Annotated in this window: 7 protein-coding genes; all 7 read right to left on the bottom strand. The window is 62.0% G+C overall.

Features of this window, described 5'->3' with window-relative positions; genetic code table 11:
- Positions 1-109: 109 nt before the first annotated feature.
- The 7 genes from PMX21_RS03255 to lysS all read right to left on the bottom strand — a co-directional run bounded on the left by PMX21_RS03255 (position 110) and on the right by lysS (position 14752).
- The gene (locus PMX21_RS03255) at positions 110-1567 is read right to left on the bottom strand and encodes an aminoacyl-histidine dipeptidase (RefSeq protein WP_271758023.1); all 1458 of its coding nucleotides are present in this window, start codon (positions 1565-1567) and stop codon (positions 110-112) included.
- 214 nt (positions 1568-1781) lie between these two features.
- Positions 1782-4424 carry an ATP-dependent Clp protease ATP-binding subunit gene (locus PMX21_RS03250; protein WP_271758021.1) on the bottom strand — a complete coding sequence of 881 codons (2643 nt, stop codon included), beginning with the start codon at positions 4422-4424 and terminating at the stop codon, positions 1782-1784.
- Between the two features lie 192 nt (positions 4425-4616).
- Positions 4617-5306, bottom strand: a complete 690-nt coding sequence (locus PMX21_RS03245) for a TetR/AcrR family transcriptional regulator (protein WP_055309426.1) — start codon at positions 5304-5306, stop codon at positions 4617-4619.
- The gene (locus PMX21_RS03240) at positions 5290-9729 is read right to left on the bottom strand and encodes an acyl-CoA dehydratase activase (RefSeq protein ID WP_271758019.1); all 4440 of its coding nucleotides are present in this window, start codon (positions 9727-9729) and stop codon (positions 5290-5292) included. The genes PMX21_RS03245 and PMX21_RS03240 overlap by 17 nt, the downstream gene beginning before the upstream one ends.
- Positions 9730-10010: 281 nt before the next feature.
- Positions 10011-10559: a DUF2798 domain-containing protein gene (locus PMX21_RS03235; RefSeq protein ID WP_117848029.1), complete on the bottom strand. Its 549-nt coding sequence runs from the start codon at positions 10557-10559 to the stop codon at positions 10011-10013.
- 322 nt (positions 10560-10881) lie between these two features.
- Positions 10882-12450 carry a threonine/serine exporter family protein gene (locus PMX21_RS03230; protein WP_271758017.1) on the bottom strand — a complete coding sequence of 523 codons (1569 nt, stop codon included), beginning with the start codon at positions 12448-12450 and terminating at the stop codon, positions 10882-10884.
- A gap of 337 nt (positions 12451-12787) precedes the next feature.
- The gene (lysS, locus tag PMX21_RS03225) at positions 12788-14752 is read right to left on the bottom strand and encodes a lysine--tRNA ligase (protein WP_271758015.1); all 1965 of its coding nucleotides are present in this window, start codon (positions 14750-14752) and stop codon (positions 12788-12790) included.
- Between the last annotated feature and the right edge of the window lie 8 nt (positions 14753-14760).

Raw genomic sequence — 14760 nt, 5'->3', positions numbered from 1 at the left:
ATTATCAAACAAAAGAGGGGGGCACCCGTCGCAAACGCTCGAATGCCCCCTCTCGTAATGTCATTTGCAATCCGCTAGCACGTGACTCGGACTGCTGCTAGCGCAACCTTTACGCGGCAAGGCGCTTGAGGACGTCGATGAGCAGCTCGTAGAAGCGCTCGGCAGAAGCGAGCTCCATGCTCTCGTCCGGGGTGTGGACATCGGAGAGCGTCGGGCCCACGGCGATGGCATCCAGGCCGTGCAGGGCCTCGGCAAACAGGCCGCACTCAAGGCCGGCGTGAATGGACTCGATGCGCAGCTCGGAGCCAAAGAGCTCTCGATAGCTCTCGACAAAGACTTCGCGGACCGGCGAATGCTCGGCATAGCTCCAGCCGGGATACTCAAACTCAAACTTGGCGTCGAAGCCCAGGACATCGGCCAGCGTCTGCAGACGGTCCTTGAACTCGTTCTGCAGCGAGGTGATCGAGGAGCGCGGGGACAGCATGATCTTGACCTCGTCGTCAGAAGTGGCAACCACACCGATGTTGGAGGAAACCTCGACGGAGCCGTCGGTGGCGACGTTGCGGCGAATCACGCCGTTAGGGGCAAGACGCAGGGCGCGGATGAGGGCAAGCGCGGACTTCTGGTCCATGGCCTCGACCTCGGCGTCGTCGGCAATCTCGACGGTGCAGGTAAAGCCGGGGTCGAAGACCTCGAGCTCGGCAGTGACGTCGGCGATGATGCCCCTTGCGATCTGGGCCGCCGCCTCGGCGGCAGCATGGTCGGCGTAGACCAGAACAGCCTTGCACTCACGGTTGATGGCGTTGTCCTTGGTGCCGCCGTTAAAGCTGACGATGGCGGGCTCGCCGGCGACCATCAGGCGGTCGATGATGCGGGCCATGATGAGGTTGCCGTTGCCGCGCTCCAGATTGATATCGCTGCCGGAGTGGCCGCCCAGCAGGCCGGAGATGTCGAGCGTGAGGGTGCTACCGGTCTTGTGCTCGCGCGCGATCGGGCAGGTGTAGGTAACGACGACACCGCCGGCACAGCTGACGGTGGCAACGCCCTCTTCCTCGGAGTCAAGGTTAATCATGGTGCGGGCGCTAATCTGGGACTTGTCGAGCGTCTCGGCGCCGACCAGGCCAGTCTCCTCGTCGGTGGTGAACACGCACTCGAGGGCCGGATGGGCAATCGAATCGTCGTTGAGCACGGTAAGCATAAGCGCGACGGCGATACCATTGTCGGCGCCCAGAGTGGTGCCGTTAGCGGTGAGGACACCGTCCTTGACGACCAAGTCGATACCGTCGGTCGTAAAGTCGTGCTCGACGGAACCCAGCTTGTCACACACCATGTCGATGTGACCCTGCAGCATTACGGTCGGGGCATTCTCGGCGCCGGCAGATGCGGGCTTGCGAATGATGACGTTGTAGACCTCGTCCTGATACACATCGAGACCGCGCTCCTTGGCAAACGCAACCAGGAAATCGCTGATGCCCTTCTCGTTGCCAGACCCACGGGGGATCGCGCTGACCTCCTCAAAGAAATGGAACAGCTGGGCGGGCTCGTAGCCGGTAATCTTGTAGTCCATGGTGCCTCCTTGGCGCAACTGGTTAGACAGTAAGACATGCGCCTTGTATATTCCCAGACTTCGTTTGCATAAACCAGTCGAAAACGCCGAGCGCTCTCGCATCATCGGCTAACGGTGGACCGCATAGCGTAACGGTCACAGTTACCGCAGCTCTACAAATCGAGGCGCCCTTTCCGGAGCGCCTCGATTGCGCGTATCAAATTGTCGCCACGCCCTACAGCGCGCCGGAACCGGCTTGCATCATGCCGCCGGGGCCCGAGGTCACGCCGCCGCTCACGGGCGCGGCGTTGCCGGTGTGCGGTACCGCCGGGGCGGTATCGCCACCAAGCGTGCCCGCCGGACGCGGTGCCGGGATCTCGCCCGTGCCGCGGCTAAAGACAAACTTGCCATCGGCCACGTCGCACAGGACGGTATCGCCCTCGCCCCACTCGCCGGCCAGAAGCTCCTCGGACAGCGGGTCCTCGATGAGCTTTTGAATAGCACGGCGCAGCGGACGCGCACCGTTGGTGAGGTCGGTGCCCTCGGCCACGATCTTGTCATAGGCCGCATCGGTGAGCTTGATGTTCATGCAGTTGGCAATCAAACGCTGACGCAGGTCGTCCACCAGCAGGTGCGCGATCTTGGTGAGATTCTCACCCGAGAGCTTCTGGAACACCACAATGTCGTCGATACGGTTGAGCAGCTCGGGGCGGAACAGGCGCTTGAGCTCGCCCATCGCGCGGCCGCGGATCTCACTCGACGTGAGGCCCTGCTCGCCGGTGGTGCCAAAGCCCACGCTCGCATCCTGCGCAATCTCGCGAGCGCCCACGTTGGACGTCATGATGATCACGGTGTTGCGGAAGTCGACCGTCTTGCCCTGGCTATCGGTCAGGCGGCCCTCCTCCAGCACCTGCAGCAAGATGTTGAAGATATCGGGGTGCGCCTTCTCGATCTCGTCGAACAGCACGACCGAGTACGGGTGACGACGAACGGCCTTGGTGAGCTGGCCGCCCTCGTCGTGACCGACGTAACCCGGAGGGCTACCGATGAGCTTGGAGACCTCGAACTCGCTACCGAACTCGGACATGTCGAAGCTGATGAGCGCATCCTTGCTGCCAAAGAGGTACTCGGCGAGCGTCTTGGCGAGCTCGGTCTTGCCTGTGCCGGTGGGACCCAGGAAGATAAAGCTGCCGCCGGGGCGACGCGGGTCCTTGAGCGGCGAGCGGCTGCGGCGCACGGCCTTGGCAACTGCCTCGACAGCCTCATCCTGACCGATGATGCGCGTCTTGAGCACGCTTTCGGCCTGCAGCAGGCGACGGCTCTCGCTCTCGGTAAGCGAAGACACCGGCACGCCCGAAGTCACGGACACGATGTCGGCGATCTGGGAGACATCGATGGTGAGCGGGCTGGCGTCGAGCTCGGCGGTCCAGGCGGCCTTGGCCTCGGTGAGCTCAATCTCGGCGGCCTTCTGCTGCTCGGTGATCTCGGCGGCCTTGTTCATGTCGTCGCTCTCGGTGGCCTCCTGCGCGGCGGCCTTAAGCTCCTCCACGCGATGCTCGGCCTCACGCACCGGCTCGGGCGCGCGATTCGCGGCGATGCGAGCGCGGGCGCCGGCCTCGTCGATGAGGTCGATGGCCTTATCGGGCAGGAAGCGATCCTGGATGTAGCGGTTGGAAAGGTTCGCGGCGGCCTCGATAGCACCCTGCGTATAGCGCACATGGTGGTGCTCCTCGTAGCGCGGCTTGAGCGCGGTCAGGATCTTGACCGTGTCCTCGACGCTCGGCTCCTCGACATCGATGGTCTGGAAGCGACGCTCGAAGGCCGGGTCCTTGGTGAGGTACTTGCGGAACTCCTCGGCCGTGGTGGCACCGATGATCTGGAAAGCACCGCGTGCGAGAACGGGCTTGAGCATGGAGCTCGCGTCGATGGAGCCCTCGGCAGAGCCGGCACCGATGATGGTGTGCATCTCGTCAATAAACAGGATGACGTCGTCAGCCTCGGTGGCCTCCTGGATCACGTTCTTGAGGCGCTCCTCAAACTCACCGCGATACTTGGCGCCCGCGACAAGACCCGGCAGGTCGAGCGTCCAGATATTCTGGTTCATGAGGTTCTCGGGCACGTTGCCGGCTGCAATCTGCTGAGCCAGGCCCTCGACGATGGCCGTCTTGCCCACGCCGGGGTCGCCCAGAATGAGCGGGTTGTTCTTGGTGCGGCGCGAAAGAATTTCCATCATACGCTGGACTTCCTTTTCGCGACCAATTACAGGGTCGAGCTCGCCATCGCGCGCCTTTTGCGTGAGGTTGGTGGCGAACTGCTTGAGCGTATCGGTGCCGCTCCCCTTTTGCTGCGACGCGTCCGAGCCGCTAAAGAACGGCAGGCCCGCACCGGGACGCCCGGCACCGGCGCCGGCGAGCGGACGCTTCTTGTCCTGGTCCTTGGCGGTAAGTTTCTCGATAGCCTTTTTGATGGAGGCGGACGACACACCCAGGCGCATGAGGATGTCCATGGCCATGCCGTTACCCTCTTCGACGATGCCAATCAGCAAGTGCTCGGTCGACACGTAGGTCTGGTTGTTCTCACGTGCCACGCGGAAGGAGCGCTCCATCACGCTGATGACGAGCGGCGTAAAGGCAAGCTTGGCAGCCTCGGTCTCCTCGCTGGGCTCGGGAACCGTGGTCTGGACCTCCTTGAGGGTGTCCATGATGTCGTCGTAGGAGATATCAAGCGAGCGCAGCGCCTCGGCAGCGATGCCCTCGTCCTCCTTGGCGAGTGCGAGCAGCAGGTGCTCGGTGCCCACCTTATTTGAGTGCAGATCGAGCGCCTCCTGTTTGGCCATCGACATGACCTTGCGCGCTCGATCGGTAAATCTATCTAACATGCTCGTTTCCTTACATGAGTTCATCGAAATCAAAACGCCCGCCCGTCGGCGGCGCTTTTGTCTCTTTACCCACAGGTTGTCTATGTTAACAGCTGGAGGAATATCTATAAACCCGGCTCACATGAATGCAGGTTATGACCGCATCGCGGGACTCACCGCGCGATGCGCGACAGGCGCCCCGCAAGAGAAACCCTAGGCGTCTTTCACCACGTCGGGACTCGTCGCACGCGATGCGCGATAGGCATCGGCCTCCTTGGAGACGCGTTCGAGCAGCTCGGATGTATCGACGCCCTCGACTTGCGCGACCGTTTCCACCGTCTGCATGGCGACCGCCCTCAGGTACGCGCACGCGCTGTCCCCCGGCTGCTCGAGGTCTATCTCCTCGCCGCCCTCCCGGGCAAAGCCGACCGCCATCACAAAGCCCATGATGCCCGAGACCAGAAAGCCCACCGCAAAGCTCGAATCTGCCTTGAGCTCTTCTCCGTCGGGGTGGACGATCTCTCTCACGCGGTCGATGATGATCGTATGGATGCCCTGCACGACCTGCTCGGCGGCACCCGCCCTCATGGTGATGACGATGCGCCGCAGCAGGCAGCGGACGTCGCGCCGGTCGAACGCCGAAAGGTCGCCCTCGCTCGAAAAATGCCAGAGGGCATCGGTGATGAGCTCGTTATCCTGCAGCAGCTGGGCTATGGCGATGGCGACGAGTTCATCGAAATCGTGAAAATAGTAGTAAAACGTTCCGCGATTGCACTGGGCGGCGCGGGTCACCTCGCCAACCGACAGCTCGAAGATGCTGTTGTTCTCGATGAGCTCCCAAAACGCCTCGATGATACGGGTGCGTGCATCGGGCGCATCGGCGTCCTTACGCGGTCTCGCCATGCGCCTCACCGCACCCCTGCGCCTTGGCGTTCATGATGAGCATCTGAAGACGGTTCTCCACGTTGGCGAAGCTCACGTCGGGATCGTAGTCGAGCGGCAGGAACTGCGCCGTGGGATACTGCTCCTTGAGCGCATGGATGAGCCCGCGCCCCACGACATGGTTGGGCAGACACCCGAACGGCTGCAGGATCACGAAGTTGCGGCAGCCGCGCTTGGCGTGCTCGAGGATCTCCGCCGGAATCAGCACGCCCTCGCCCGCATCGAACGTATGGTGCAGGATCTTATCGCTCGCGCGCACGAGCTCGGGCATGCGCGTCGGCGGCTCGTAGAGCGGGCTCGCCGCGCCCAGGCGGTCGCAACGGTCGTGCGCGAGCTCGAACAGGTTGTCCGCCGTGGCGTACCAGGCCTTTTCGGGCAGCGACAGGTCGACGTGGAACTCGCGCGACTGCGCATGCTTGTAGAAATAGGTCTTGCGGATCACGTCGGTCATGCGCGCCTCGATGACCTCGAGCCCGTTGTCCTCGAGGTAGCGCTCAATCTCGTGGTTGGCGCCGAGATGGAAATTGAGCAGGTACTCGCCCACGATGAGAACGGTCGGATGCGGGTTCGAGCGGTCGTACGGAACGGCGTCCATGATCGCAAGCGCGCGTTTGAAGCCCGTCGCCTGGCCTCTCAGCCCGGAGCGCTCCATGCCCTCGATAACCTCATCGAGCGCGCGGTCGAACGCAGCGTCCGCCGCGCCCTTCTCGAGCTCGTAGGGACGGATGCGCCTAAGCATGGCCTCGAGGGCATCGATCATGGGAAGACCGTAGGCGATCTGGATGCTCGGGCCAAGGCCGAGCTTGAAGCCCGGATGCGCATTGTGGGCATCGACGTCGTCGTTGGTGAGCACCGGGACATAGTCGTATCCCGCGTCGTCGAGCGCGCGGCGCAGCAGGGGCATGTAGTGCGTCAGGCGGCAGTCGCCGATATACTTGCCAGTCACCACGGCGACGTCGTGCGGGTCGTACTTACCGCTCTCGAGTGCCGCGAGCGCCTCGCCGATCACGATTTGCGCGGGGAAGCAGATGTCGTTGTGCACATAGCGTTTGCCCAGGCGGATGGCATCCTCGCGCCCGATATCAAGGGCCTCGGCGCGCACGCCCTGATTGCGCATCGCCGCGGTCATGAGCCTGCAGAACGCATGGGAGGTGTTGGGGACCAGCGCGATCTTGTCGTGCCGGTCGCGCTTGGTGTACTTGACCTTATACGGGTCGTCGAGCGGATGGACCGCGTGCACCCGGGCGCCCTCGGCACGCTCCTCCGCGCGACGACGGTTGACCGACTCGATAAACGAACGCACGCGAATGCCCATGGGACCGGCGACGTCGCTCTCATCGAGCTTGATCATCATCGGAACCTTGGAGCCCATCTCGCCCATCATGCGCGCGATCTCGTCGGTGAGATACGCATCGTGGCCGCAGCCGAAGCTGCCCATCTGCACGAGCTCGAGCTCGGGCGTCGATGCGACGATGACCGCGCACGACAGCATGCGCGCATGGTAGTTGTTCACGATGTCGATGCGGCTGTTGGAAAGATCGACGTTGCAGACCCCCGGCACCGCATCGGGCGTCAGCACGGGGATGCCGCGCTCAGAGAAGAGCTTGGGCAGCCCGTGGTTGACCAGCGGGTCGTTGTGGTACGGGCGCGAAGCGATCACCACCGCGTAGCCGCCGTCCTCGCGCACGTTCTCGAGCACCTGCCTGCCGCGCAGCTGCAGCTGGTTCTCAAACGTCTCCTGCGCGCGGTCCGCCTGCTCGGTCGCCTTGGCAACCAGGTCGGCATCGATATCGAAGGTCTCCTTGCACCACGCCTTGAGCTGGCGGTTTCGGTCGCCCTCGTCGTACCAGTGGAACAGCGGCGTATCGAACGGAACGCCGAAACGCTCCTCCGGGTTATCGGAATTGCGCATCACGTAGGGGTATCCCTTTACGACGGCGCACATCCACTCGCTGGTAGAGGCGGTGTTTTCGGTGGGCACCGTCGTGATGATGGGCATGAAGATGCGGTCGACGCCGGCGTCGACGAGATTGCGGATGTGCCCGTGGACGAGCTTGGCCGGGAAGCACACGGTGTCGGATGTGACGTGCGCCAGACCGCGCTCGTACATCGCCTTGGTGCTGCGTCCCGAGACGCGCACCTTAAAGCCGAGCGTGCTGAAGAACGTCGACCAGAACGGCATGGTGTCCCAGAACTCGAGCACACGGGGAATGCCGATCGTGACATCGCGCCCCCCGCAGACGGGAACCGTGGGGTACGACTCGAACAGCAGCTTCTCGCGGTCGACAAAGAGATTGGGGGCAGCCGCGGTCCGGTCGCGCCCCGTGCCGGGTGCCTGTGCCTCGCAAGCACCCTGCGGACGCAGCTCCTCCGCCGCGGGAACCTCGCGCACGAGCTCATCCCATGAGATGGCGCCGCCGCGCGGGCAGCGATTGCCCGTGACGTAAAGCGAGCCATCGCCAAATGCCACGACCGCGCGCTGGCAGCGGTTGTTGCACCGACGGCAGGTAACGCCGCCGAACTCGCGATGCTCGAAGCGCTCCACGGCATCGAGCCCGATAAACGACGTGCCGGCGTCGCCCTTGCGGCATTCCTCGCGCGCGAGCAGGGCGATACCGATAGCGCCCATCAGCCCCGGGTGGGGCGCACGCGTGACGGGTTTGCCCAGATACTGCTCGAATGCGCGCAGCACCGCGTCGTTTCGGAACGTGCCGCCCTGGACGACGACTTTGTCGCCCAGACGGTTGAGATTTGAAACGCGAATGACCTTGGTGAACACGTTCTCGATAATCGAACGGCAGAGACCGGCCATCATGTCGCCCGGACCCTTACCGCGCCGCTGCTCGGAAACGACGCTGCTGTTCATGAACACCGTGCAGCGGCTGCCGAGAACGGCGGGGGCTTTGGACGAAAATGCCTCGGTCGCGATATCCTCAACGGCTATTCCGAGGTTTTTGGCAAAACCCTCGAGGAACGAGCCGCAGCCCGCAGAGCACGCCTCGTTGACGACGATATCGGTCAGCACGCCGTGGTTGAGCCAGATGGCCTTCATATCCTGTCCGCCGATGTCGAGCACGAAGGTCGCATCGGGAACGCATGCGCACGCGGCGCGGGCGTGCGCGACCGTCTCGACCGTATGGTAGTCGGCGTGGAACGCGCGCGCGAAAAGCTCCTCGCCGTATCCCGTGGTGCCCACGGCATCGATCGCAAGCGTGACTCCCGCTGTCTCCCAGCGGTTCTTCAAGCTGACAAGACCCTGTTGGGCGACGTCGAGCGGTCTGCCGTTATTAGACGCGTAGAACGAATCGACAAGCTCACCCGCCTCATCGACCAGGGCGAACTTGGTCGTCGTGCTCCCCGAATCGATACCGAGCGCCACACGCACCGTCTCTCCGGGCGCATACGCATCCGGACCCTTTGCCGGCGTCTCTTTGCCATGGCGTGCCGTAAAATCCGCCTGCTCGGCAGGTGTGGCAAAAAAGGGCTGGGCAAGACGTCCCTCCCCGCTTGCGGGCGCGACCGTCTCGAGCTTATCCAGCCGGACAAAAGCGTCGGGAAGGTCGATCGGTTGGGACGATGCGAACATGTCGGTCAGCGACAGGGCGGCACCGCGCGCGACCATGATCTGCGGATCGCGCGGGACGATAACCTGATCGTCCGATAGATTCAGTTGCTCCCGGAACACGCGGACCAGTGTGGGGTTGTAGGCGAGCGTACCGCCCTCGAAGATTACCGGCGGCTCGATGTCGATACCCTGGGCCAGACCGCCGATCGTTTGGCGGGCGACCGCGTGAAGCGCCGAAAGCGCCAGGTCGGTGGTAGGAATGCCCTCGTTGAGCAGCGGCTGGATATCGGTCTTTGCGTACACGCCGCAGCGGCCCGAGACCTCGTGGACGGTCGTTCCCCGGCTTGCGAGCTGCTCGAACTCGCCCGATTCGGTGCCGACCCCCATGAGCTTTGCCATCTCGTCGATAAATGCACCGGTACCGCCTGCGCACGAGCCGTTCATGCGCATGTCGGCAACCTCGATGTCTCCCTTATCGTTGGTGCGGAAGAAGATCATCTTGGCGTCTTGGCCGCCCAGCTCGATGGCGCAGCGCGTCTGCGGATAGAACCTGCTGATCGCGAGCGCGTTGGCGACCACCTCCTGAACGTACGAGGCGCCCAGCGCGGTCGCGATATCGCGCGCACCCGAGCCGGTCACCGCAACGCGCAGTGACTCATGGGGAAAGCGCTCGGCGAGCTCGCCGAGCATGGCGCGCACGCTCGCTGTCTGACACGCCCCGTGGCGGCGATATCCCCACCACGCCTCGGTCATATCCTCGTGCATCGCGTAAACTTTGGTCGTCGTCGACCCTACGTCCAGTCCTACTAGCAACGCCATAATGCTCCGTCTCTCGCATTTTTCCCGCTAGAGATATACCACTCTACGTAATACAACAGACTGTTGTATTTAAACTCCGTATAAAAAGCGGCTGCCGAAACGCTTCAGCAGCCGCCGAATGCACCAACAGATTGTTCTGCGCGCTAGCACGTCGGGCAACGGAGCAGCACGGGCCCTCCGGTCATGCGCACCGCTCACGCCCGCGATGTCGCCGAGAGAGCTATCCACGCTTTGGGCTCCAACCAAGCAAGTCGCCCGCGCTCAGCAGATCCCTAAGCGAGCTACTCGCACTCAGGAGCCATAGCCTGCTCCAAGAGCTCGGCATGCTCCTCCTCGAAAACCGTCCCCACAGGGAAGGCGCGACGGAAGACGAAGCGGGAAATCGGACCGGCTACCAAAAGGTTCCACGGCAGCGCCATCACAAAATTATGCGGGATGTTGATCATCCAGATCGCGGGCACGGAATACAGGTTCGCAAGGATGCCGCCGGGCATGTGCGTCAGACCCTCACAGGCACCGTACAGCGACATGATGATGACCATGGGAACGACCATGCAGGAGCTGACGGCAAGCGTCATGGCAAGCGGCGAACTCTTGCCCGGCGTGACCAGGAATTTAAAGGCGAAACCCTTGGCAAGGGGGCTGGCAACAAACCAGTCGCAGCACATGGCAAAAATGTAGGCAACGGGGAAGCCGAGCCACGCGGCGGCAACAACCTCGCCGTTGATGGCCCCATGCTGCAGGGCAACGTTGTAGATGCTCATCCAGAGCACCATGCAAAAGCACATGATAAAGGTGAACAGCAGGCTCTCTCGTTTGTTGATAGGCATAAAGGGCATTGTCCTTTCTGTGTTACGCCGCGGCACCACGCAACAAAAACGGGCGGGCAAGATGGAGCTGTTGGGACTTCATCTCGCCCGCCCGTGGTACGTGCGTCTGCGACTACTTATGTGGTGGAACTACCCTAACACGAACGGCGCGCGCTTCGTAAGCGTTGAGTTTATGGAGATGCAGGGCACCAATAATCCCCCCCCCCCCGACCCCATAAGTTGCGGTGGAATACGGACTGTTTTGACCCTTTAAGCAGCAATTCAGTCCCTATTTCACCGCAACTCATTGGGGGTGCAAAGTAACCTGTCCCCTTTGCACCAATTAGCTGGTGTGGCGCCAGCGAGGGTCGGTGAGTGTACGTGCCACACCCAGACCAACGGGCAAAAACGCCACGATGAGCACTGCACGCACAAACCAACCGAGCATATTGACTGTGTCGAAGGTGCACATGTAATACATCGAGCGATACAGATACAAACCCGGCACCATAATGACAATCGAAGGCACCGTGAGAGCGATACGCGGGTAGGTGAGCTTGACTTCGGCCAAGCTTGCCAGCAGACCCGATACCAGCGCGCCGATAAACGCTGCTGCCTCGGGAGGCATTCCCGTGCTGAGGCCCAGGAAGGGAATCATCGTCGGCGCATCGACGAGCGTAAGGCGCAGGGTATTGGAAACGGCGCCGATCAACCCAGCTGCCGCGGCCATCTTTACCGGGCTGTTGAACATCACCGAGAAGCCGAATACGCCAACGAAGCTCATCACCACGCGCAGGAGCGTAAGGGCAAGCGGCGAAAGGCCCAGTGGGGCAAAGTCGTCCGGCGCCAGGCCAACACACTCGGCAACCATCCAACCTACGAGGGTCGCCATCACAATAATCGATACGGCATATGAAAGGCGCTCGATACCGCTTCGCATGTCGAGCTTAGCGATGTCGAGGCCTGCCGTAATGAGCGGAAAGCCGGGAATCACAAAGAGCATGGCGCCGATATAGCCTTCTTGGTGCGACATTGCCCCCGGTATGACCTGGCCAAGGCCGAGCAATGCCAGCAGATACGAAACGCAAGCGAGCGCAACACCGGTCGTCAGCGCGCTGAACTGACCAAGGCCTTGCTTGAGAATATGGGAGCGAGCAAAGTTACCGACACCAGCGCCTACGAATGCACAGGCCATCTCGATAGGGCCGCCGCCGAGCAAAAAGACGAAGGCGCCGCAAGCACAGGCTGCCGCAAGGCCCTGTTGCCAGGGAGAGTAATCGGGCTTTGAGCTCTCAACGGTCCTGAGCATCTCGTGATACTCGTGTACCGTGAAGCGACGACCATAGGTCTCGATTTCCTTGAGGAAACTCTCCATCATCCAAATGCGATGGGTATTGACTCCCGTTGTGGGCAGGCTGACAACCTCGTTAAAGCAGTGGCCATCTTCGATGCAAGTGCACTCAAACGACAGAAGACTCAGGTCGACGTGAATTGTGACGCCGAGCACGTCAGCAACACGATTCATGGTATCGCGTACACGCCAGGCACCCGTTCCGCTCGCGAGCATAAGCATGCCGGTGCGGCAGATGATGGATGACTTATCGGTGAGCGGCGCATCGACGGCAAGTTCATCGCCTGCCATCACGATCTGATGCCAGTCAGTTTTCATATGGAGCGCGCCGGCACGAACGCCGTGGTGCATGGGGGCTCTCGAAAGCAGCGAGTCAAGGCGCGAAGGCTGTGGGGGCTCCGTTAATTCGCCCTCGTCCTCGTCGGGCTCTTCATCGACCAGATCAAATGAGTCAAGCGATGCCGGCTCGCGACGATCGATTAGCTCCTCATCCTCATCATCAAAGTAATTGAACTGATCGAGCATGTCCTCTTCGATTGCACGCTCGCTCGCGTCGTCCATATAGACGCTCCCTTCCTGCCGACTAACCCCCATCCTAGGCAGCAACGGCTAAAGGAAACATAAAAGAGACGACTGTCATGCGAGCCATGTGGGCAATATCCGTTGGGTAGTCGTTTAAGAACGTCCCCAATGACTACATCGATGTTCTAAGTGTCAACCAAGTCAACGCCGCAGATAGAGGACGGACAGCGAGCGACGTCCAGAGCGAACAAGTTGGCATGAAAAAGGCAAGGCATAGACCTTCTGGTCATGCCTTGCCTTTTGAATGACAAATTGTCGCTCTGGGCGGCGCGCAGCGTCGAGCGGTTACGGCGTTTGGTAAAACGCCGTAACCCCCCTAGTACATCTTTGCGCCGGCGGGGATGGAGGCGTCGAGCTGGATAAGGTTGAGGCGCTCCTCGCCCTCCTCCTCGTGGACAGCGCTGATCAGCATGCCGCAGCTGGGAATACCCATCATCTTGCGCGGAGGCAGGTTGGTGATGGCGAGCAAGGTCTTGCCGACCAGGTCCTCGGGCTCGTAATAAGCGTGAATACCGGAGAGGATGGTGCGGTCGGTACCGGTACCGTCATCGAGCGTAAAGTTCAGCAGCTTCTTGGACTTCTTGACGGCCTCGCATGCCTTGACCTTCACAGCGCGGAAATCGCTCTTGGAGAAGGTATCAAAGTCGACGAACTCCTCGAACAGCGGCTCAACGGCGATCTTGGAGTAATCGAGCGTGGGCTTAAGCGACTTAACGAACGGGCTCGCGGCGTTGCCGGCCTCTGCAGCCTTGGCGGCAGCGGCACCGGACTGGAAACCCTTCTCGGGCTTCATGTGCGGGAACAGCAGCACGTCGCGGATGGAAGCCTGGTTGGTGAGCAGCATGACCACGCGGTCGATGCCGATGCCAATGCCGCCCGCGGGAGGCATACCGTACTCGAGGGCGCGCACGTAGTCCTCGTCATACTCCATGGCCTCGTCGTCGCCGCCGGCCTTCTCGGCCATTTGGGCAGCAAAGCGCTCAGCCTGGTCGACCGGGTCGTTGAGCTCGGAGAATGCGTTGGCGTACTCGTGACCGGAAATAACCAGCTCAAAGCGGTGCGTCAGGCGCGGGTCGTCCTCAAAGCGCTTGGCAAGCGGGCTGACCTCGATGGGGTAATCGCACACGAAGGTCGGGTTGACGATGGTGTCCTCGCCCAGCTCATCGTAGATCTCGGCGATAATCTTGCCGGCGGTCCACTCGGGCTTAATCTCCAGGCCCTTCTCGCGCGCGGCGGCAGCAAGCTCCTCGACCGGCGTGTCGATGGTAACCTGCTTGCCGAGCACGTCGGAGACGATGTCGGTCATGGGACGGCTGGCCCACTCACCAGAAAGGTCGATGGTCTGGCCCTGGTACTCGATGACCTCGGGGTTGCCGATGGCCTTGTTAGCCGCCTTAATGACGCCCTGGGCAAGCGCCTTCATGCCCTCGAGGTCGGAGAAGGCACGGTAGGCCTCCATCGTGGTGAACTCGGGGTTGTGGGTAAGGTCCATGCCCTCGTTACGGAAGATGCGGCCAATCTCGAACACACGCTCAAAACCACCGACGATGCAGCGCTTGAGGTGCAGCTCGGTGGCGATACGCAGGTAGCACTCCTGATCGAGCGCATTGAAGTGCGTGATGAACGGCTTAGCCGTAGCGCCGCCCTGGATGGTCTGCAAGATGGGGGTCTCGACCTCCATGTAGCCATCGGACTCCATAAAGCGGCGGAACGTGGAGAGAATCTGCGAACGCTTGCGGAAGGTCTCGCGAACGTCGTCGTTGGCGATCAGGTCGACATAGCGCTGGCGATAGCGGGTCTCCTTGTCGGAGAGACCGTGGAACTTCTCGGGCAGCGGGCGAACGGCCTTGGAGAGCAGCGTCGCGCTCTTGGGGGCAACGGAAAGCTGGCCACGCTTGGTGCGCACGACTACGCCGGTCACGCCCAGGATATCGCCCAGGTCGAGGGCCTTGAGCGTATTCCAGGCAGCCTCGTCCATGTCGTTGATGCGGCAGAACAGCTGAATCTCGGCAGTCGCATCGCGCACGACGATGAACATGATCTTGCCCTGACCGCGCTTGGCGACCACGCGGCCGGCGATCTTCACGACATCCTCGGTGTCCTCGCCATCGGCAAGCTCGGCGTACTTAGCCTCGATATCGGCGACGTAGTCCTCAAGCTCAGAGTGCTCGGGATACGGGTTTTGGCCCGCCTCGAACAGGGCGGCGCGCTTGGCCAGGCGGGTGGCGCGCTCGTCGTTGAGCGTCGATGCCTGATCGGCGGCGTTCTGGTTCTCTGCCATAAGTTAGC

The sequence above is a fragment of the Collinsella aerofaciens genome (assembly GCF_028209885.1).
In the GTDB taxonomy this organism is placed as follows: Bacteria; Actinomycetota; Coriobacteriia; order Coriobacteriales; family Coriobacteriaceae; genus Collinsella; species Collinsella aerofaciens_BA.
The sequence above is the reverse complement of the archived record's forward strand: the minus strand, read 5'-3'. Positions and strand labels throughout refer to the sequence as shown.

Bases quoted from the DNA above. Each gene is read 5' to 3' on its own strand.
- PMX21_RS03235 (WP_117848029.1), bottom strand. From the start codon at position 10,559: ATGCCTATCAACAAACGAGAGAGCCTGCTGTTCACCTTTATCATGTGC.
- PMX21_RS03255 (WP_271758023.1), bottom strand. From the start codon at position 1,567: ATGGACTACAAGATTACCGGCTACGAGCCCGCCCAGCTGTTCCATTTC.
- PMX21_RS03240 (WP_271758019.1), bottom strand. From the start codon at position 9,729: ATGGCGTTGCTAGTAGGACTGGACGTAGGGTCGACGACGACCAAAGTT.
- PMX21_RS03230 (WP_271758017.1), bottom strand. From the start codon at position 12,450: ATGGACGACGCGAGCGAGCGTGCAATCGAAGAGGACATGCTCGATCAG.
- lysS (WP_271758015.1), bottom strand. From the start codon at position 14,752: ATGGCAGAGAACCAGAACGCCGCCGATCAGGCATCGACGCTCAACGAC.
- PMX21_RS03250 (WP_271758021.1), bottom strand. From the start codon at position 4,424: ATGTTAGATAGATTTACCGATCGAGCGCGCAAGGTCATGTCGATGGCC.
- PMX21_RS03245 (WP_055309426.1), bottom strand. From the start codon at position 5,306: ATGGCGAGACCGCGTAAGGACGCCGATGCGCCCGATGCACGCACCCGT.